Consider the following 20,093-nt stretch of genomic DNA (forward strand, 5'->3'; position numbering starts at 1 on the left):
CCGACATCGCCGGTGACGGCACCACGACGGCCACGGTGCTCGCCGAGTCCATCTACAAAGAAGGTCTGCGCAACGTCACCGCCGGCGCCAACCCGATCTCGCTGCAGCGCGGTATCATGAAGGCCGCCGAGGCCCTCGTGGCCGAACTCGGCAAGATCTCCAAGCGGGTCAACAACACCAAGGAGATCGCCCAGGTCGCCACCGTGTCCGCAAACTGGGACACCGAGATCGGCAACATCATCGCCGACGCGATGGACAAGGTCGGCAAGGACGGCACCATCACCGTCGAGGAGGCCATCCGCGGCGGCTTCCCCATCGTTCTCATCGCCGAGGAGCTCGAGCAGGAGGCGCTCGCCACGCTGGTGGTCAACAAGCTGCGCGGCACGCTGCAGATCGCCGCCGTCAAGGCGCCGGGCTTCGGCGACCGCCGCAAGGCCATGCTCGAGGACATCGCCATCCTGACCGGTGGCAAGGTGATCACCGAGGATCTCGGCATCAAGCTCGAGAACGTCAAGTGGGATGACCTCGGCGAGGCCAAGAAGGTGGTCATCAACAAGGATGACACCACCATCGTCACCGACTCCGACGATGCCGCCCGCCGCGAGGCGATCGCCGGTCGCGTCAAGCAGATCCGGACCCAGATCGAGGAGACCACCTCCGACTACGACCGCGAGAAGCTCCAGGAGCGCCTCGCCAAGCTGGTCGGCGGCGTCGCCGTGATCAAGGTCGGTGCTGCCACCGAGACCGAGATGAAGGAGAAGAAGGCGCGCGTCGAAGACGCCATGCACGCCACCAAGGCGGCCGTCGAAGAGGGCATCGTGCCCGGCGGCGGCGTCACCCTGGTGCGTTCCCTGGCGGCCCTCGACGGGGTCGACGGCGACAGCCACGACTTCGGCGTCGGCGTCGGCATCGTGCGCCGTGCGCTCGAAGAGCCGTCCCGGCAGATCGCCAACAACGCTGGCGAAGAGGGTTCCGTGGTGGTCAAGGAGCTGCACGGCACGGAAGGCAATGTCGGCTTCAACGCCGCCACCGGCGAGTTCGAGGACCTGGTCTCGGCCGGCGTCATCGACCCGGCGAAGGTGACCAAGAACGCCCTCATCAACGCGGCGTCCATCGCCGGCCTGATGCTCACCACCGAGGCCCTCGTCTCCGAGATTCCGGAGAAGGAAGAGCCGGCTCCGGCCGGTGGCGCCCCGGGCATGGGCGGCATGGGAGGCATGGGCGGCATGATGTAGGACCGGTCCTGCCGACCGAAACGAAAAGCCGGCTCCCTCGGGAGCCGGCTTTTTTTGTGCCCTGCCGAAACTCCTGACATCCTGTCGTCAGTGCGTTTGAGAGAATAAGACAGTTCTTCCAATTCGCGGAGAGCCAACGCATCGTCGACTGGGGGGTTGCGGGTGCCCAAATCGCGTTTCGCTTGCCCTTGCTGCGGCTTTCTGACCCTCGTCGAGGAGCCGCCCGGTACTTATGCGCTCTGTCCCGTCTGTTTCTGGGAAGATGACGCAGTCCAGTTCCGGAATCCCGAATACGAGGGAGGTGCGAACAAGGTAAGCCTGGCTCAAGCTCGGCGTAACTATGCGCGCTTCGGTGCCAGCGAGCCCCAGTTCCTGATCCATGTGAGGCCACCGCTTCCCGAGGAGGCGAGCTCGAGCTCCCGCGGGGCCAAGCCAAAGGATCACCCTCGAAGGTGCTAGCCGTTTGATCGCTGGGGACAGTTTCTCGCTTGCACCTCGCCTGTTTTCCTCTACACTGAAGTGGTATGACAAGCGCAAACGTCAAAGACCAGGCATTGCAGCTCTCGGTCGAAGAGCGTCTCGAGCTCGCGTCCACGCTTTGGGACAGCGTTGAGGCCGAAGCCGAGAACCTCCCGGTTCACGACTGGCAGAAGCGGATACTCGACAAACGCCTAGCGGCTGCTGAGCAGTCTCCAGATGGTTGGCTCACCTGGGACGAGGTGAAAGAGCGTGTGGCCGCGTTGCGTGGAAAACGCCCTCGTGCATGAAGCGACTCCTTCGCGACGAGATTCTCGCGGACCTTGCTGAGGCAGCAGACTGGTACGACGACGAACGTCCTGGCCTCGGCTCTCGATTTCTCGACGCAGTTGAAGCAACGCTGATCCGGATCGAGGAGCAGCCACGGAGCTTTCCGCTGGCCTATCGAGATCTCCGGCGTGCTCTCCTGCCCCGACCCTTTCCGTACCAGATCTACTACCGGCTCCGCGATGACCTCGTGGAGGTTTTCGCTGTGTTCCATGGAGCTCGCGATCCTCGCGAGTGGCAGCGACGACGCTAGCCCGGACTTCTCACTAGCATTCGGCTGCGCAGTCGAGAAGCGCAGCGTCTCCTGCGTCCGAGTCCGGTCTCAGGTCAGTGCTAAGCAGGTGCCTCCCACCTGCCAAGAAGACTCGCAACAGCCGCACTGGAAGAGGTGTCACTCGCCTGCCAAAACGCTTGATTTCAGAGGTTTAGGTGGCTGGAAGACTGACCGGCTCGGCGACCCGTCATGCCAGTTCAAATAAGACGCCCGATTCAGGACGCGACGCGGTCGCTGTGATCGCCGGTGAGGCGAATTCGAGCTTCCGGCAGGAGGTCCCGCAGGTGGCGGCGGATGGCGGCGCCGTCGCCGCGGCCGGCGAGGCGGCCGAGCTCCTGGAGGGCGGTCGCGATCTGCTCCCGCGGGTAGGGCTTGAGCTGGCCGATGAAGATCTTCGGATGGCGGGTCTTGGCGATGCCTTCGCCATCGAGCTCGAGCTCTTCGTAGAGCTTCTCGCCGGGCCGCAGGCCGGAGAACACCACCTCGATATCCCGGCCGGGCTCGAAGCCGGAGAGCCGAATCATCTTCTCCGCCAGATCGACGATCTTGATCGGCTCCCCCATGTCGAGGATGAAGATCTCGCCGCCGCGCCCCATGGCCGCCGCCTGCAGCACCAGCTGGGAGGCCTCCGGAATGGTCATGAAGAAGCGTTCCATCTGAGGGTCGGTGACGGTCAGCGGACCGCCAGCGGCGATCTGGCGCTTGAAGATCTCGATCACCGAGCCGGCCGAGCCGAGGACGTTTCCGAAGCGCACCGCCAGGAAGCGGGTGTCCGGGTAGCGGGCGTCGTGGTCCTGAACCACCAACTCGGCGGCGCGCTTGGTGGCGCCCATGATCGAGCTCGGTCTCACCGCCTTGTCGGAAGAGATCAGCACCATCGCCTCGACGCCGTGCTTGCCGCACTCCTGAGCCAGCCGATGGGTGGCGAGAACATTGTTCTTCACCGCTTCGCCTTCGTTGCTCTCCATCATCGGAACGTGCTTGTGGGCGGCGGCGTGGAAGACCACCCGCGGCGCCAACTGGTCGAGCACCTGAGCGATGCGCTCGGCGTCGCCGACGTCGGCCACCAGCGGGACCACTTCGAGCTGCGGCCAGAGGGCGAGGAGCTCCTGCTCGATGTGGAACAGCGCCGGCTCGGCGCGCTCGACGAGCAGGAGGCGGCGGGGCCGGAAACGCGCGATCTGGCGCGCCAGCTCACTGCCGATCGAGCCGCCGGCGCCGGTGACCATCACCGTCGCGTCGCTCAGGAAGCGACCCAGCTGCTCCTCGTCGAGGCGCACCGGGTCGCGGCCGAGGAGATCTTCGAGCTCGACGTCCCGAAAGCGGCTGATCGACACCTTGCCCTGCAGCACCTCATAGAGGCCCGGGATGGTGCGCACCTTGATGCCCTCCCGGCGGCAGCTCTCGACGATCCTTTGCAAGCGCTGCGGATCGGCCTCGGCGATGGTCAGAATGACGTGATCGATGCTGTTTTCGCGCACCAGGCGGGAGAGCTCGCGGGTGGTGCCGAGGACCTTGGCTCCCTGAATCACCATGCCCTGCTTCAAGGGATCGTCGTCGACGAATCCGACCGCCTCGATGTCCATGTCGCCGCGGTTCTGGATCTCGCGCATGGCCAGCACGCCGGCCTTGCCGGCGCCGATCAGGAGCACCGCCTTGCGCTGGCTGGAGGACGCCTGACCGCGCTCGAAGCGCTCGTACACCAGGCGTCGCAGCACGCGCAGCGTGAGCAGACCGCCAAAGGCGAAAATGGTGTCCATCACGATGATCGAGAGAGGAATCTTCCAAACCTCGAGGGCGTCCGGCAGGCCGTAGCGCAGCGCCACCATCGGGACCGCGGAGAACACCGCGGCGCGGGCGAAGGCTTCGACCTCGCGCAGGCCGACATAGCGCCAGACGAAGGTGTGGATGCCGGCGAGCAGGCAGGCCGTGAGCTGGAGGAGGACGGCGAGGGGAAGCTGGCTGAGGGCGCGACTTTCCTGGCCCGCGAGGCGGAACTCGAAGCGCAGCAGGTAAGCCAGCGCGAAGGCCAGCACCAGGGCGGCCAAGTCGAGAACGAACTGGGTGCGACGCTTCAGAAAGAACGAGGCGAGAGTCCGGCGGCTGTTCTCGGTTGCCGGCTGGGACTCCTCAGATCCCTGCATCACCTTGTCACCTCCAAACCTACAGAAGACTCCCTCGACCTCATTGTACAGAAGAATCGTCTCTTTAGAGAGAAGTGCAAAGATCTCTCTCGCGCCGCGAAGCGGCGGTCTCGAAGGCGGTGGAAGGTGGCGTCAGCCGGCGGCGGTGAGGGCGGCGTAGTGCTCGCGGCTGCGTTCGAGGCCTTGCTCGAGGTCGAGGCCGGCCCGGTAGCCGAGAACCTCCCCGGCGGCCTCGAGGCTGGCCAGGGAGTGGGCGACGTCCCCCGGTCGAGGCGGCTCGTGCTGCGCCTCGAGGCCGCGTCCGGCGGCGGAGCGCACCCTCTGGGCGAGCTCGTTGACGGTGGTGCGGCGGCCGGCGGCGACGTTGAAGGCGCGTCCCCCGGCGGCCTTCGGAGCACCGGCGGCGAGCAGGTTGGCGCGCACCGCATCGGCGACGAAGGTGAAGTCGCGGCTCTGTTCGCCATCGCCGTAGATCACCGGCGCTTCGCCCGCCAGACAGGCGCTGAAAAAGCGCGGAATGACCGCCGCATAGGCTCCCTTCGGGTCCTGCCGAGGTCCGTAGACGTTGAAGTAGCGCAGGCCGACGATGGTGAGGTCGAAGCAGCGGCCGAAGACCAGGGCCAGATCCTCGTTCATCTTCTTCGAGGCGGCGTAGGGGCTGAGCGGGGCGCCCTCCTCGCCTTCGCGCTTCGGCAGTGCGGCGCTGTCCCCGTAGACGCTCGACGACGAGGCGTAGACGATGCGCTCGACGCCTTCGTCGCGCGCCGCGGTGAACACCGTGGCGGTACCGCCGACGTTGATGTCGAGGGTGAGATTGGGCTCCGCCAGGGAGCGTGGCACCGAGCCGCGGGCAGCCTGGTGAAAGACATAGCGGGCCCCCCGGAGCGCCCGGCGGCAGGTGTCGAGGTCGCGAATATCGCCGGTGATCAGCTCGACGCCGGCGCCGTGATGCTCGAGGTTGGCGCGCTTGCCGCTCGACAGATCGTCGAGCACCCGTACCTGGGCGCCGCCATCGACCAGGGCGTCGACCAGGTGAGAGCCGATGAAGCCGGCGCCGCCGGTGACCACCACCGGGTGGGACGAGAAATCGGGAATGGCCATGGGGGTCTTCCTTGCCGCGACCGGGGCGGCGGTTGCAGCCGAGGCCGACGGTGGGTCGGCCGCCGGGCTCTGCGAGTTGTCGACTACGGACGGTCGGCGCCAGGCCGAACCAGGGACCAGAGTATGTCGAAGGGACGCCGCAGGCGCCACCCCCAATGGGACCAGGGCGAGCGGGCTTTGCCGTAGCGCAGCTCGAGCTCGCGACGGTTGAGCCACAGCTTGCGCCAGAGATGCCTTCCGAGGCGCCCCTGGCGGCGGGCTTCACGCAGCCGTCCGCGGGCATGATCGAGGCGTCGCCCGTCGCCGTAGCCGGGCACCAGCGCGCCGGCTATGAAGTGGCGCAGCAGGACGTCGGCGTCGCGGTCCGGGAAAGGTAGCTCGCCCCGCTGCAGGTGGCCGCAGAGCTCGCCCAGGGCCTCCGCTTCATCCCGTCGCAGCGAGTCCGTCGTCCACTCGAGGGCTTGTCGTACGGTGGTGCGAGGGTCGCCGGTGGGTCCGGTCAGGGCGAGGAGATCGCCGACCAGGCGCAGCATCGGGTAGCTGTCGGGCCGGTCGCCGTGCTGCTCGAGGCCGTGGCTCAGGACGTGGGCAGCGAGGAGCTCCGGTGCCAAGGTCTCGCGACCGCCGTCGAAGGCGCGAACCAGGCCCGCCGCGGCGAGCTCTTCGGCGGTGGCCCACCGTCCCTGGCCCAGGGTGATGCCGCGCAGCCGGTAGTGGAGGTCGACGGAGCCCGCCGTCGGGCCGAGGAGCGGCGGCAGGTGTTGGTCGTTCGAGAGCACTTCGGAAGAGCGGAAGCCCTCTTCCAGCAGGGCCGCGAAGAGCTCCTGGGAGCGGGATTGCGGCGCCAGCACATCGAGATCGCCAAAGGGCCGCCAGCCGGCGGCGCCGTCGAGGGCGAAGTTGAGGGCGAAGCCCTTGAGGAACAGCACCGGTATCTCGAGCCGCTGGGCAGTGGCGAGCAGGCGCTGGGCGAGATCCTCGAACATCAGGGCGGCGGCGACGGCGCGATGACGCGCCTGGCCGAGGCGGGCGGCGCCCTCGGCGCCGATCTCCTGCTGCAAGCGCTCGCCGTCGTGGCGGGCGCTGATCGGCGATCCCAGACCGAGGCCTTCGGCGAGGTCGCAGGCGCGCTCGGCAGCGATCTCTGGAAGCGTTTGATCGCGCGGACCGAAGGCGCGCACCAGCAGCCAGCGGACCTCTGCATCGACCAGATTCGCCGGCGGAGCGAAGCGCATGGCTCAGCCGGGGCGGGCGCAGCCGGCGACCAGGCCGGCGACCCGCTCGAGGTCCTGATCGCTGAGGGAAGAGCCGCTCGGTAGGCACAGGCCGCGGGCGAAGAGGTCGGCCGAGACGGCGCCGCCGATCATCGGGCAGTCGCGGAAGAGGGGCTGCAGGTGCATCGGCTTCCACACCGGTCGCGCTTCGATGTCATCCGCTTCCAGAGCGCGGCGCACCGCCTCGCGATCGGCCCCGAAGGCCTGCGGATCGATGGTCAGGCAGGTGAGCCAGCGATTCGATCGGCCGTAGGGCGCCTCGGCCATCATCTCGAGACCGGGCAGCCCGCCGAGCAGCTCGCGGTAGCGCTCGAAGTTGCGGCGCCGCGCCGCGACGCGCTGGGGCAGCAGCTCGAGCTGGCCGCGCCCGACGGCCGCCAGCAGGTTCGAAAGGCGGTAGTTGTAGCCCAGGGTCGAGTGCTCGTAGTGCGGTGCCGGATCGCGCGCCTGGGTGGCGAGGAAGCGCGCCCGCTCGACCAGAGTGCGGTCGTTCGACACCAGCATGCCGCCGCCGCTGGTGGTGATGATCTTGTTGCCGTTGAAGGAGAACACGCCGAGGCGGCCGAAGCCGCCGGCCGGTCGCCCGCGGTAGGTGGAGCCGAGGGCCTCGGCAGCGTCCTCCACCAGCGGTAGCTGCCAGCGATCGCAGGCGGCGAGCAGGCGATCGTAGTCGGCGCACTGGCCGTAGAGGTCGACGGCGATCACCGCCTTGGGGAGGCGATTCTGGCGGTTCCGCTCCTCGAGCTCGGCCTCGAGCAGGTCCGGGTCGAGGGTCCAGGTGGTGGGATCGCAGTCGAGAAAAACCGGCTGGGCCCGGTTGTAGAGCACCGGGTTGACGCTCGCCGCGAAGGTCAGCGAGGGGCAGAGGACCTCGTCGCCGGGACCGACACCGAGCAGCTCCATCGCCAGGTGGAGGGCGGCGGTGCCGGAGGACAGGGCGGCGGCGTGGGGCACCTCGGCCCAGGCGGCGACCTCGCGCTCGAAGGCGTCGACATGGGGTCCGATGGGCGCCACCCAGTTGCTGTCGAAGGCCTCCGCCACCAGCTCGCGCTCGCGGCCGCTGAGGTGGGGCGGGGAGAGGAAGATGCGTGCCATCTATCGTGCCAGGGCCTTGGCCGGTACGCCGACGGCGGTGGCGCCGGCCGGGATGTCCTTGGTGACCACCGCACCGGCGCCGACGGTGGCGCCCTCGCCGACCCGGAGGTACTGCAGGATCTGCGCGCCAGTGCCCACCAGCGTGCCCTCGCCGAGGTCGACTCCGCCGGAGATGTTGACCGTCGGGTTGAGGCAGCAGCCGCGGCCCAGACGGGCCTCGTGGCCCAGGGTGCAGGCGAGATTGACATTGCAGAAGGCGCCGATCTCGAGATGCACCGTGCCGAGGACTCCGGCGCAGAGGATCGATCCCTCGCCGACGCGGCTGGTGGCGCGGTCGTAGATCACCGTCGGGTGCTCCAGGATCGGCCACTCGAGATTGGGGAAGGCTGCCGTCAGCTCGGCGCTGATCGCCAGGCGGGGCTTGGGTGTGCCGATGCCGATGGCGGCGGCATCGACGCGGTTGTCGCCGAGCCAGGAGAAGTCGCCGAGGACTTCGTCGCGACTGTCGTGCTCGCCGAGGCGTCCGAGGTCCGAGACCAGGTAGCCGCGGAAGCGGAAGCGCTCTTCGACCCGGTTGATCTCCTCGATCAGCCAGCGAACTTCGCGCGCGAAGCCGCCGGCGCCGACTACCACGATGTCGCGGACGGTGCTCATTCCTCTTCCCCCATGAACTCCCGCATGGTGGCCTCTCCGGGGGCCGAAACACCCTGACGGCGGAGCACCCGAAACACGGTCAGCCACAGAATCTTCAGATCGAGGCCCAGGCCGAGGTGATCGACGTACCAGACGTCGAGGCGAAACTTGTCGCTCCAGCTCAAGGCGTTGCGGCCGTTGATCTGCGACCAGCCGGTGAGTCCGGGGCGCACCTGGTGACGGCGGGCCTGCTCGGCAGTGTACCGCTCGAGATAGCGCGCCAACAGGGGGCGCGGCCCGACCAGGCTCATCTCGCCGCGCAGCACGTTCCAGAGCTCCGGCAGCTCGTCGAGGCTGCTGCGACGGAGGAAGCGGCCGAAGCGGGTCAAGCGCTCGCCATCGGGCAGCAGAACGCCGTCGTCGTCGCGGGCATCGGTCATGGTGCGGAACTTGTAGAGCTCGAAGATGGCACCATCCAGGCCCGGGCGGGCTTGCCGAAACAGCACCGGCGATCCCAACCGCCAGCGCACCAGCAGGGCGAGCAATGCGAGGACCGGCAGCGCCGCCAGGCTCGCCGGGATGGTCAAGGCGAGATCGAGCAGGCGCTTGCCGTGGCGGCGGTAGAAGGTCTCAGCCATCGCTCGCGAGCTCCTCGGCCCAGGCCCGCCAGAGGCGTTCTTGTGAGAAGCGCTCCTCGGCCCGGCGGCGCCCGGCCTGGCCGAGGCGGCGGGCGCGAGCGGGGTCATCGAGCAGCGCCGCCAGGCCTTCGCCGAGGCCGTGGCGGTCGCCGATGTCGACCAGCAAGCCGGTTTCGCCCTCGGCCACGGCGTCGACCACGCCGGTGGCGCGGAAGCCGACCACCGGCAGGCCCGAGGCGGCGGCTTCGAGGGGCGCGTTGGGAAAGCCCTCGCGGTAGGACGGGAAAGCCAGTAGCGTCATCAGGCGGTAGAGAGGGGCGCTGTCGTCGACGAAGCCGGGGCGCAGCAGGGCGGCTCCCGATTCGATGCGCTGGCGCGTCGCGGGGCTCACCGGATCGCCATCTTCGAAGTCCCCGACCAGCAACAGGCGGGCCCGGGGGTGGCGCGGCAGGACCTGCTCGTCGAAGGCGGCGAGCAGGTCTTCGATGCCCTTGTCGCGCACGAAGCGACCGACGAAGCCGATCACCGGCTCGTCGTCGGTCAGGCCGAGCTTGTCGCGCCAGCGGCGGAGCGCCGGATCCTTCTCGCCGGTACCTGGTTCGCCTAGGTCATTCTCGTTGGCGGGCCGGAAGCGTTCGAGGTCCACCCCCTTCGACGAGCCGTCGGCGAGCACGGTGGCTCTCTCCGCCGCGACCAGCCGCAGGTCGATGGCGCGCTGCCGCAGGCTGGCGCTGACGCAGACGACCCGCTGGGCGCAGGCGGCGGCGACCCTCTCGGTGGTGGTCAGCAAAAGCCGCTTGGCGCCGCGGGCGGTCTCGAGGCGCAGCCCGCGGAGGGTGTAGAGGCGGCGCGGCACGCGCAGCAGCCAGGCGGCGATCATCGCCAGTAGACCGGCCTTCGGGGTGCCGGCATTGACCAGCGCCGGCCTGATCCGGCGTAGCTCCCGGTAGAGCCGGAAGAGGGCGCGCAGGTCGGCGAGGGGACGGATCTCGCGCTGCAGCGGCACGGCGGTGACGGCGATGCCGGCAGCGGCCACCGCGTCGAGATCGTGGCCGCCGGCGGCGAAGACCCGCACGTCGTGTCCTTGCCGCGCCAGGTAGAGCAGCAGGTCGAGCATCAGGAAGCGGGCGGTGACGCCGTGGGTGACCACGAACACCAGGGGGCCCGAGGGCGGCGATTCCGAAGGCGTTGATGCCGCGGCCCGATCGCGGGGTTGCCCCGACCGCGCGGCCGGCGCCGCGACCTCACCAGGAGGGCGGTTGGCCACGGGCGGAGACACCTGGAGTTCGGGAGGCGCGGGGCAGCGCCATGGCGGTGCCGAGGGCCGGCCGCTGGCGGCCTTGGAGCACCGCTGGACGGTGGGCTCTCTGCGGTGCTCGGCGCTGGGCGCGGGCGAAGGCCTCGAGGATCAAGAACATCAACAGCAGCAGCCAGAAGGCGCGCTCGGTGATGTGGCGGTTGTAGACGTAGCTCACCGACAGGCTCCACAGGCTGACCATCAGAATCAGATAGACGCCGCCGTAGGCGGTGCGGCGCATGTCCCAGAACATGCGCGCGGAGCCGTAGAGCAGGTAGGCCATCAGCAGGAGGTAGAGGGCGAGGCCGACGATACCGAGCTCGGCGAGGAAGCGCAGCGGGGTGCTGTGGACCTCGTGGCCGGTGGGCGAGAAGCGCGATTTGGCGAAGCCGCCCCAGCCGATGCCGAACAGCGGGCTCTCGTCGAAGGCCATCATCACCCCTTTGCGCTGCAGGGTGAAGAAGCTGTCCCCCTGCTGCAGGTCCTCCTCCGGTGCGAACACCATCTGGAGGCGCGAGCCGATCATGCCGACGCGCTCCTTGAAGAAAGAAGCCTGGGGCACCAGCAGGGCGCCGAAGGTGTAGAAGATGGCCAGAAAACCGAAGGTGACGACGGCGCTGCGCACCAGCGTCAGGCGCTTGCCGCGATGGGCGAACAGGAAGCCGACGGCGAGGCCCGCCAGGCCGAAGATCAGCGACAGGTAGACGGAGCGCCGGCCGGAGACGGCGACGCCGTAGAGGGTCAGGCAGAGGGCGCCGTTGGCGAACAGCCGGTCGAGCTTCTTGAGGTTGGGCTGCACCGTGTAGAGCAGCACCAGCCAGAAGGCCGAGAGCATGTAGCTGCCCATGTGGGCACGGTTGCGGAAGGGCCCCGAGGCCTGGTAGTCGCCGGCCGCCTGGACACCGGAGAGGATCACCCAAGGGCCGACGATCAGGATCGACAGGGTGATCAGGCGCAGGATCGCGGCGGGATGGATCTGGTACTGCAGGATGAGGTTGTAGAGGGTGATCAGGAAGAGCAGCAGAAAGACCAGGATGGCGACCTGGATGATGCCGAGGCGGGTGTGGGTGGGTGGCATCCAGCTCTGGGACACGGCGGCGAGGGCGAGGATGGCGGCCACCAGGCCCATGATCGGGTTCCAGCGCAGCGGCTTTTCGGGCCGGCGGTAGAACAGGAAGAAGGTGGCGATCAGCAAGCCGCCGAGGACCTCGAAGGGTCCGATGTTGTTGCGCACCCCGGGAATGAACTTCACCTGGGTGAGGAAGGCCGAGAACACGAACACCGGCAGCACCAGGGCGAGGGGGCGAGGCAGACGCAGGGCCGAATCAGTCAAAGCCGGCCTTCTCGAAGGGACGATCGGCGAGGCGTTCGATCAGGCTGGCGACCTCTTCGTCGGCACGGCCGTGGTGGGCCAGGGCTTGGTCGATATAGGTCGCTGCCGTCGGCGGATCGGCCAGCCATTCCCTGACTTGAGTGGCGAGCTCGCGGCGCCGCGACAGACCGTAGGCGCCCCCCGACTCGACGTAGTCGAAGACGAAGCCGTGGTGCGGAATCTCGAGCACCGCCAGGGGGACGCCGAGGAGCAGCGCTTCGAGGCCGACGGTCGAGGCCAGCACGACGGCGCCGCGGGCCGAGCGCAGGAGGTCGTGGAGGGGCGCGTCGACGGTGACCTCGATGCGTTGAGTGTGGGGGACGTCGGACAGGCGCTGGCGGACCTCCTCGGGGTCCTCGCGCGCGTGGAGCTTGATCACCAGGCGGAAGGTCGGATCCTCGAACAGCGGCGCCGCGCCGCGGGCGAACTCCTCGAGCAGGTCGAGCTTGCCGACCTTGGTGCAGAAGCCCTGGTCGTCGATCGGGTTCGAGAGCAGGACCAGCGGGCCCTCGTCGGCGAGCGCCGGGCGATCCGCCACCAGGTGGTCGAAGCGCGGGCTGCCGGTGACGTGGATGGCATCGTGGTGTACCCCGGTGGCGCGAAAGTAGGCGGCGCTCGATTCGCCCCAGGCGGCGATGGCGTTGGCGTCGCCGCGGCCGTAGGCGTCTTCCTCGGTGACCCCCGGGAGCGGAAAACGGATCCCCTCCTGGAGCAGAACGAACGGAATGTCGAGGCGGCCGAGGAGCGCCACGATGCGGTCGTAGGGGTAGGCGGCGTCGTTGGGTAGCACCACCAGGTCGGGCCAGGCGCTGCGCCACCGGCGGCGCAGCGGCCGCTCCAGGAGCAGACTCCAGGCCGCGCCTTTGGCGAGCGGCTTGAGACCGCGACCGGCGGTCCTCGACGAGCCCGTCGTCGGCAGACTCGAGGAGGGCGATCGGAAGCGCATCGGCACCACCTGGCAGAGCTCTGCCGGTGGGGCTTCGGCGGGCGTCTTCAGACCGCGGAACTCGCACAGCGACAGAATGCGGCAGCGCACTCCCCGGAAGGCCAGGGCGGCGGCGACCGGCTGGCTCATGGCCAGGTGATGGCCGGGGTTCGAGATCAGGAAATCAACCTGTGGCACGGAGGCTTTCCAGCCGCGCGTCGATGGCTCGCCCGACCTCTTCGCAGTGGCGCACCACGTACTCGACCTCGTCCATCGGCGTCGGCGAGGGGTTGCGATCGTGGAGGTAGCCGGCGAAGTCCTGGATCAGCTTGAAGTGGGGCGAGGCGCCCTGCAGGCGCTCGCCGAAGTAGGCCATGCGGTCCGGCACCGACTGCACGAGCTCCGAGCCGGCATCGAGCAAGGTGCCGCCGGCGGCGCGCCGCCACTGGGCATCGCCGTGGCTCAGCACCTTCACCGAGTCGCCCAGCAGGTCGATATCGATGATGCCCTTTTCGCCGTAGAGGGTCATGCTGCGGTGGTTGAGGCGACAGCTCGCCGAGTAGTGGACGGTGGCGATGGCGTCCCGACCGGTGAAGGTGAGCTGGACCTCGTCGGCCGGTGCTCCCGGCGGGGCCGCCGCCGTCTGCAGAGCGTCGACGTGGGCCAGGCCGAGGGGGCCGAGGAAGCTGTGGATGAGGTAGAGCTCGTGGGGCAGGGTCTCGAACCAGCGGCCCCCCGGCAGGCGATGGGACCAGTGGCGGTCGCCGACCAGCATGCGGTCGCTCTCGGGGTGGGTGAGGAAGCGGCGGGTGAGACGCAGAATGCGACCGATGCGCCCCTGGTCGACCCACTTCTTGGCGTTCTGCACGCTGCGCGCATACTTCAGGTTGTGGAGCACCGCCAGCTTGCCCGGCGAGCGCGCGAAGAGCGGCGCCAGCTCCTCCCATTCGGACGCCCAGATCACCATCGGCTTTTCGATCAGGATGTGGAGACCGCGTTCGGCGGCCTGCCGCAGCAGGTCTCCGTGGGTCGACGGCGGAGTGCAGATGTCGACCACCTGAACCTTGTCCAGGAGGTCTTCCAGGCGATCGTGGACCCGCTCGATGCGGAAGCGCCGGGCGCGCTCTTCGGCCATTTCGCGGTTGAGGTCGAAGATGTCCGTGACCTGGCAGCCCTGGGACCGATGCCAGGCCTTGAGGTGGGTTTCGGAGATGTGTCCTGCTCCGATCAGTCCAACCTTCAGGATGTCCATTGCGCGCGCTCCGAAGCGGTTCTTTCGAGGGTATCCGAGTAGCGCCGCAGGGACGCTTCGAGTCCGAATTGTCGCATGTCTCGGCGGCCCTGTCGTGACAAACGCCGGCGCAGCTCGGCGTCGTCGAGCAGGCGACCGACGGCGGTGGCCAGCGCGGCGGGGTCGCTCACCGGCACCAGCAGGCCGTTCTCGCCGTCACGGATGATCTCCGAGGGGCCCGTCGGGCAGTCCGTCGACACCGCCGCGGCGCCGCAGGCCATCGCCTGGATAAGGACCCCGGGAAGCCCTTCGAAACGCGAGCTCAAGGCGAACACCGTGGCCCGGCTCATCCAGGCGAAGGGGTTGTCGACGAAGCCCGGCAGCTTGACCACATCGGCAATGCCGAGGGCCTCGGCCTGGGCTTCGAGGGTGGTGCGTTCGGGCCCTTCGCCGAGCACAACCAGGCGGGCTCGCGGTCGCTCGCGCTGCAGCCGCGCGAAGGCTGCGAGCAGGTTGCCGTAGTCCTTCACTGGCACCAGCCGGCCGGCGGCCAAGATGACCTGTGGGCCGTCGTCGTCATCGGCTTCGGCGAGCCAAGGCTCCGCCACCGTCTCGCTGGCGCGTTGATGCAGGCTGTCGCTGACCACCGGGTTGAAGACGACGTCGATGCGCTGGCGCGGGAAGCCGGTGCGGGCCACCAGATCGTCGGCGATGCCCGCCGAAACCGCGGCGATGCGCTGAGCGCGGCCGTAGAGGCGGCTCTTGGCGAACAGCAGCAGGCGGTTCTTCCAGGCGGCCCGGTCGTCGCGCTGCAGGGTGCTGCGCTCGGAGAGCATCAGTCCGAAGCGCCGGCGCAGGTGGCGCGGCAGTAGCGTGACCACCAAGTTGGTGCCGCTGGCGGTCGAAAACAGCAGATCCGGCGGCCCCGCCGGCGGTGGATTGCGCAGTAGGGCGGCCAGCGGCCGCACCGCCGAGACCAGCCGTGGGGCGTCGAGGGAGAGGACGGGGACGTCTTCCGGGATGCCTTCGAGAAACGGCCCCGAGCGCTGCATCAGCACCAGCGTCGGCCGAAAGCGGCGGCGGTCGAGGTGCTGCAGCAGGGTGAGAGTGACGCGATCGGCGCCGCCGTGGCCCATGGTGGGGCGGAATAGCCAGACCTCGAGGGGTGGCGTGGCGAGGGGTGGCTTGGCGTCGGTCATCGCCGAGGACTTTCTGCCGCCGAAGATCCGAGCCCATCGAGCACGGCCCGCGCCCGGGCATCCCAGGTGTAGTGATCGCGAAAGTCGCGCTCGCCCTGTTCGCCGAGGCGGCGGGCCAGGGGGCCGTCGTCGAGGAGCCGCTGAATCGCCTGCGCCCAGCCGTCGACGTCCTCCGGCGCCACCAGCAGGGCGTTGTCCTCGTCGCGCAGCACCTCGCGCAGCACCGGCAGATCCGAGGAGACGATCGGCCGGCCGGTGGCGAGGTACTCGAACATCTTCATCGGCGACATCCAGCCGCTGGTGTCGGTCTTGCCGCTGGCGACGCCGACCTTGCGCTGGTAGGGCATCAGCAGAATGTCGAAGCGGCCGTAGTGGTCCGCCAGCTCGCCGGGGGCGACGAAGCCGTGGAAGGTCAGGTTGGGCAGAGCGGTGGTGGCGCGCCAGCGCTCGACGTCCTCGCGCCGGCCGCCCACCAGGTGGAAGGAGCACTGCGGCAGGCGCTCGGCGAGGGCGACGATCACCTCGACGCCGCGCCCCGGGTAGAGGTGACCGATATAGCCGATCTGCGGCTCGTTCCAGGGCGGCGTTCGTGGTTCGGCGACGGCCATCGGGTCGGCGGCGTCGTGGGCTACCAGCAGCCGGTCGGCGGGGGGCAGCAGGCCAAGGCCCTCGAAGCGCTCCGCCAGGGCCTGCGAGATGACCACCAGGCGCTCGAGATGGGGGCTGGCGAAAAGCTCGCGGTGCCAGCGCGTGGCGCGGGCGGTCTTGGGCAGGCCGTGGGCCTCGAAAATGGTTGGCAGGCCGAGGCGAACGGAGCGCCAGGCGCCGAACAGGTCACGGCTGAAGACCGTGGTGCCGGCCTCGCGGCGGGCTCGCCGCAAGCGGCGCTCGAGGGCGAGGCTGTAGACCAGGCCGCCGCCGCGCCACGCCGGCCGGGGCAGCTTGTCGAGGCGGAAGATCGGTTCGACGCCGTAGAAGCGGTGATCGTCCTCGACCCCCGGCTCCTGGCGCGGCGGACAGCGCTTGGTGATCAGCTCCACCTGGTGCCCCTGGCGCGCCAGGGCGGCGCACATCTTCATCACGTGGACGGCGCTGGCGCGGCGCGACGGCACGTAGGACAGGGACAGGTAGAGCAGGCGCATGACGGCGTTTCGGCTCCCGCCTCAGGCGGCGAGGTCGCGCAGGATCTGCGCCAGGCGCTGGCCGTTCGCGGTCAGGAAATAGCGCTGGCGCAGCGTCTCCTGACCGCGTTCGGCGAAGCGGCGGCGCAGCTCGCCGTCGGCGAGCAGGGTGTCGAGCTTGGTCACCCACTCGTCTTCGTGGGTGGCCAGGAAGCCGTTGACGCCGTCCTCGATCGCGAAGCGGTTGTCGCCCACCGGGCTGGCGACCACGGCGGCGCCGCCGGCGAGGTACTCGAGCAGCTTGGTGACCAGCTTCTGATTCCAGTCGGTGGCTTCGAGGGGCAACACCGCGATGTCGAACTTGGTGATCTCCGTCGGCACCTTCTCCGGGCTGAGCCACTCGATGACGTCGAGGTCGAGATCCGGGACGGCGCGGAAGTCGGCCACCAGATCGTCGGCACCCTTGGCGCCGATCAGGCGGAAGGTGAAGGGCGTCTCGAGGCGGCGGAAGACGGCCATCAGCAGGCGCAGGTTCTTCTCGTGGAGGCGCGCCCCGCCGACCCATCCGACCACCGGCCGCGGGGCCTCCGGCCGCGACGCGGAGAGGTCGTGGATCTCGCCCGCCCGCACGCTGTTGGGCACGATGTGGACCTCGTCGTTGTAGCGCCGGGCGAAGCGCGCCAGGTCCTCGCAGCTCACCACCACGGCGTCGGCCCAGCGCGCCAGCAGGGCGGTCTTGCGCGGCGAGTGGAGAAAGATCGGGTCGCAGTAGTCGAACACCATGGCGCGCCGGAAGAGCCACTTGTGGAGCACCGCCAGGCCCACGAACAGGGTATTGTGGATCGGGCGCTGCAGGTAGATGACGTCGCCCTTGCGAGCCTTGCGGAGCTGGCGGTGGAGGCGCCACAGCTCGGCCAGCCCGCCGCGCGGAATGCGCAGCCCGAAGCGCCGCGGTGGCGGATCGCAAATCTCCACCTCGAGGCCCTGCTGGCGCAGCTCTTCGGCGAAGAAAAAGCAGCGGTAGCGGCTGCTCGGGACGTTCTCGTCGCCCTTCGAGAAGTACCAGATCTTCATGGCGACGGAACTACGCCAGGCCTTTGTTGCGCAGCTCCTGCTGGGCCGCCTGGAAGCGATCCTCGGCCTGCTGGCCATCGGCCCAGGCGGCGAGGTCGCGCAGGCCGTCGGCGAGCTCGATGGCGGGCGCGAAGCCGAGGTCGCGCAGGGCCGAGATGTCGGCGAAGCAGTGGCGGATGTCGCCCTGTCGGAAGCGCCCGGCGATCTCCGGCTGCAACTCACCCTGCTTGCCGTAGAGCTCGATCAGCAGCTCGGCGAGCTCGACCACCGAGACGGTGTGGCCGCTGCCGACGTTGAACACCCGGTAGTCGGCCCCGGCATGCTCCATGACGAGCTGGACGGCGGCGACGATGTCGTAGACGCTGACGAAGTCGCGGCGCTGCTGGCCGTCCTCGTAGACCAGCGGCGCGTTGCCGGCCTTGATGCGCGACGAGAAGATGGCGGCGACCCCGGTGTAGGGGTTCGAGAGCGCCTGCCGCGGTCCGTAGACGTTGAAAAAGCGCAGCGCCACCACCGGCAGCTTGTAGGCCTTGCCGATGGCGACGCAGAGGCGCTCTTGGTCGTACTTGGTGAGGGCGTAGACGGAGGTCGGGTCGAGGGGCTTCGACTCGTCCGTCGGCCGAGGAGCCAGGGCCTCACCGCAGCTCGGGCAGCGTGGCTCCCACTGGCCGGCTTCGAGCTGCTCGATGCTGCGATCACCGGGAGCCTGGAGGCCGCAGGTGGCGCAGTCGTAGAGGCCTTCACCGTAGACGCTCATCGACGACGCCACCACCAGCTTGCGGATCTGGCCGCGGCCCTGGTTGACCAGCCGGTCGAGGAGCTTCGAGGTGCCGAGGGTGTTGGACTCGACGTACTTCTCGATGGCGTACATCGACTGGCCGACGCCGACGCTGGCGGCGAAATGGACCACCACGTCGACCCCCTCGAGGCACGCCGCCAGGGCAGCGTCGTCGGACATCGAGGCGAAGGTGTAGTCGACCTGCGGGTTGAGGTAGTCGGGGCGCTGCCCGCCCTCGTGAACCTGCGGGTCGAGGGCGTCGAGCACCCGCACCCGGTGACCGTCGGCAACCAGCTTGTCGACCAGGTGGGAGCCGATGAAACCGGCGCCGCCGGTGACCAGAATGGTTTCGCTCATCTCAAGTCCTCGCGAAAGAAAAAGACAACCTTCAGGCGCTCGCCTTGCGGCCGACGCCGATCAGATTCTTGCCCTGCAGGGCTTCGTCATCGAGCCACAGCACTTGCCGGTAGAGCAGCCGGAAGGCGGCCCACAGGAAGCGGTCGAAGACCAGCCGGGCCAGGGGATTCGAGTGCCGGCTGACGGCGCCTTCGACGCGGTCGACGGTGAAGCCGGTGAGCTCGAAGACCTGCGCCAGGCTGCTGCGGGTGAAGCCGAGCTCGTGGGTGATGTCGACGAAGCGGGTGCGCAGGTTGAGGGGATTGCTCATGTTCGGCACCCGCACCACCACCCGGCCGCCGACATCGAGGGCGCCGTGGATGGCTCTCAGCAGGCCGAGGGCTTCCGCCTTCGGGCAGTGCTCGAGGACGTCGCTCATCAAGATCAGGTCGAAGCGCCCCGGCGAGCCCTCGAGGAAGCTCAGGCCGTCCGAGCACTCGACCTCCGGCAGGCCGTTGCGGTTGCAGAAGTCGACCTGCTCCTGGGAGATGTCGATGCCCTGGACGCGCTCGTAGCCGAGGCTCTTGCAGAGGCGCAGGAAGCCGCCGCTGCCGCAGCCGATCTCGAGGATGGCGGCCTGCCGGTCGTCGGGCAGGTAGGCGCCGAACTCGCGGTCATAGGTGCCGATGGAGCGCTCCAGGCCAGCCTCCGACAGATCGTTGCGCAGGTGAGCGTAGATCGACGACAGGTACTGGTCGAAGGCCTCGTCGCGGTAGGTGGCTGGGCTCACGGTCGGCGCCTCACGATGCCTTCGGGGTGGCGACGCCGATGATGTTCTTGCCGCGCAGGACCTGGGCGCGGATCTGCATGGTGCGACGACAGAACTGCTGGAAGGCCCACCACGCCATGCGATCGAAGACCAGCTTGGCGAGCGGGTTGCGGTGCTGGCCGGCGGCGGCGTGCACCGACTCGACCTCGAAGCCGGCGATGCGCAGCATCTGCTCGAGGGCTTCCTTCGAGTAGCCGACCTCGTGGGTGAAGTCGCCGTAGCGCGCCTGCAGGTTGAGGGGATTGCTCATGTTCGGCACCCGCAGGACCAGTCGGCCTTCGGGCTGCAGACAGGCGGCGATGGCCTTCAGGAGATCGAGACCGGCCTGCTTCGGGAGGTGCTCGAGGACGTCGATCATCACCACCGTCGCCCAGCGCTGGTCGCTGCCGGCCAAGAAATCGAGGCCGCTGGCGCACACCACCGACTCGTGACCGCGCTGATGGCAGACCTCGACCAGCTCGTGGGAAATCTCGACCCCTTGCACGGTTTGGTAGCCGCTCTCCGCGAGGAAGTCGAGGAAGCCGCCGACGCTGCAGCCGATCTCGAGGATCGGGGCGTCCTTGTCCGACGGCAGGAAGGCGCCGAACTCCCGTTGATAGGCCTGGCGCGACTTGGCGATCCCTTCCTCCGAAAGGTCGCTGCGATGGGCCGAGGCAGTCGTCAGGTAATGCCCGAAGACCTCCGAGCTGTAGCGATCGGTCATGCTTTTCTCTCTGAGCCCGAAATGGGGGAG

18 protein-coding genes are annotated in these 20,093 nt (G+C 68.8%); 2 read left to right on the forward strand and 16 right to left on the reverse strand.

Features of this window, described 5'->3' with window-relative positions:
* On the forward strand, nt 1-1,235 hold a 1,235-nt coding region (groEL, locus tag AAF604_05665; GenBank protein ID MEM7049123.1), incomplete at its 5' end, for a chaperonin GroEL.
* Between the two features lie 162 nt (nt 1,236-1,397).
* A complete protein-coding gene (locus AAF604_05670) occupies nt 1,398-1,694 on the forward strand; it encodes a CPCC family cysteine-rich protein (GenBank protein ID MEM7049124.1) in 297 nt (98 codons plus the stop codon).
* A gap of 834 nt (nt 1,695-2,528) precedes the next feature.
* On the opposite strand, the gene AAF604_05675 is transcribed toward AAF604_05670, so the two are convergent.
* The 16 genes from AAF604_05675 to AAF604_05750 all read right to left on the reverse strand — a co-directional run bounded on the left by AAF604_05675 (nt 2,529) and on the right by AAF604_05750 (nt 20,063).
* Nucleotides 2,529-4,457 (reverse strand): nucleoside-diphosphate sugar epimerase/dehydratase, encoded by a 1,929-nt coding sequence (locus tag AAF604_05675; protein MEM7049125.1) that lies wholly within the window; start codon nt 4,455-4,457, stop codon nt 2,529-2,531.
* A gap of 132 nt (nt 4,458-4,589) precedes the next feature.
* Nucleotides 4,590-5,558 (reverse strand): NAD-dependent epimerase/dehydratase family protein, encoded by a 969-nt coding sequence (locus AAF604_05680; GenBank protein ID MEM7049126.1) that lies wholly within the window; start codon nt 5,556-5,558, stop codon nt 4,590-4,592.
* Nucleotides 5,559-5,641: 83 nt separating this feature from the next.
* Nucleotides 5,642-6,793: a nucleotidyltransferase family protein gene (locus AAF604_05685; protein ID MEM7049127.1), complete on the reverse strand. Its 1,152-nt coding sequence runs from the start codon at nt 6,791-6,793 to the stop codon at nt 5,642-5,644.
* A 3-nt stretch (nt 6,794-6,796) separates the two neighbouring features.
* On the reverse strand, nt 6,797-7,927 hold the full coding sequence (locus AAF604_05690; protein ID MEM7049128.1) for an aminotransferase class I/II-fold pyridoxal phosphate-dependent enzyme: 1,131 nt from the start codon (nt 7,925-7,927) through the stop codon (nt 6,797-6,799).
* A complete protein-coding gene (locus AAF604_05695; protein MEM7049129.1) occupies nt 7,928-8,581 on the reverse strand; it encodes a transferase in 654 nt (217 codons plus the stop codon). It abuts the gene before it with no gap.
* Nucleotides 8,578-9,198 (reverse strand): sugar transferase, encoded by a 621-nt coding sequence (locus tag AAF604_05700; protein ID MEM7049130.1) that lies wholly within the window; start codon nt 9,196-9,198, stop codon nt 8,578-8,580. The genes AAF604_05695 and AAF604_05700 overlap by 4 nt, the downstream gene beginning before the upstream one ends.
* The gene (locus AAF604_05705) at nt 9,191-10,465 is read right to left on the reverse strand and encodes a glycosyltransferase family 4 protein (GenBank protein MEM7049131.1); all 1,275 of its coding nucleotides are present in this window, start codon (nt 10,463-10,465) and stop codon (nt 9,191-9,193) included. The genes AAF604_05700 and AAF604_05705 overlap by 8 nt, the downstream gene beginning before the upstream one ends.
* Entirely contained in the window at nt 10,443-11,828 is a 1,386-nt protein-coding gene (locus AAF604_05710) for an O-antigen ligase family protein (protein ID MEM7049132.1), read from the reverse strand. The genes AAF604_05705 and AAF604_05710 overlap by 23 nt, the downstream gene beginning before the upstream one ends.
* Nucleotides 11,821-12,990: a hypothetical protein gene (locus AAF604_05715; protein ID MEM7049133.1), complete on the reverse strand. Its 1,170-nt coding sequence runs from the start codon at nt 12,988-12,990 to the stop codon at nt 11,821-11,823. The genes AAF604_05710 and AAF604_05715 overlap by 8 nt, the downstream gene beginning before the upstream one ends.
* Entirely contained in the window at nt 12,977-14,044 is a 1,068-nt protein-coding gene (locus AAF604_05720) for a Gfo/Idh/MocA family oxidoreductase (GenBank protein ID MEM7049134.1), read from the reverse strand. Before AAF604_05720 ends, AAF604_05715 begins: the two co-directional genes overlap by 14 nt.
* Complete coding sequence (locus AAF604_05725) at nt 14,032-15,222, reverse strand: glycosyltransferase (protein ID MEM7049135.1); 1,191 nt, start codon at nt 15,220-15,222, stop codon at nt 14,032-14,034. The genes AAF604_05720 and AAF604_05725 overlap by 13 nt, the downstream gene beginning before the upstream one ends.
* On the reverse strand, nt 15,219-16,364 hold the full coding sequence (locus AAF604_05730; protein ID MEM7049136.1) for a glycosyltransferase family 4 protein: 1,146 nt from the start codon (nt 16,362-16,364) through the stop codon (nt 15,219-15,221). Before AAF604_05730 ends, AAF604_05725 begins: the two co-directional genes overlap by 4 nt.
* 21 nt (nt 16,365-16,385) lie before the next feature.
* Nucleotides 16,386-17,417, reverse strand: a complete 1,032-nt coding sequence (locus AAF604_05735; GenBank protein MEM7049137.1) for a glycosyltransferase family 4 protein — start codon at nt 17,415-17,417, stop codon at nt 16,386-16,388.
* A 10-nt stretch (nt 17,418-17,427) separates the two neighbouring features.
* Nucleotides 17,428-18,552 carry an NAD-dependent epimerase/dehydratase family protein gene (locus AAF604_05740; GenBank protein MEM7049138.1) on the reverse strand — a complete coding sequence of 375 codons (1,125 nt, stop codon included), beginning with the start codon at nt 18,550-18,552 and terminating at the stop codon, nt 17,428-17,430.
* Between the two features lie 31 nt (nt 18,553-18,583).
* The gene (locus tag AAF604_05745; GenBank protein ID MEM7049139.1) at nt 18,584-19,321 is read right to left on the reverse strand and encodes a class I SAM-dependent methyltransferase; all 738 of its coding nucleotides are present in this window, start codon (nt 19,319-19,321) and stop codon (nt 18,584-18,586) included.
* Between the two features lie 10 nt (nt 19,322-19,331).
* Nucleotides 19,332-20,063, reverse strand: coding sequence for a class I SAM-dependent methyltransferase (locus AAF604_05750; protein ID MEM7049140.1), 732 nt, complete (start codon nt 20,061-20,063; stop codon nt 19,332-19,334).
* Nucleotides 20,064-20,093: the final 30 nt, after the last annotated feature.

It is taken from the genome of Acidobacteriota bacterium (assembly GCA_039028635.1).
GTDB lineage: Bacteria > Acidobacteriota > Thermoanaerobaculia > Multivoradales > JBCCEF01 > JBCCEF01.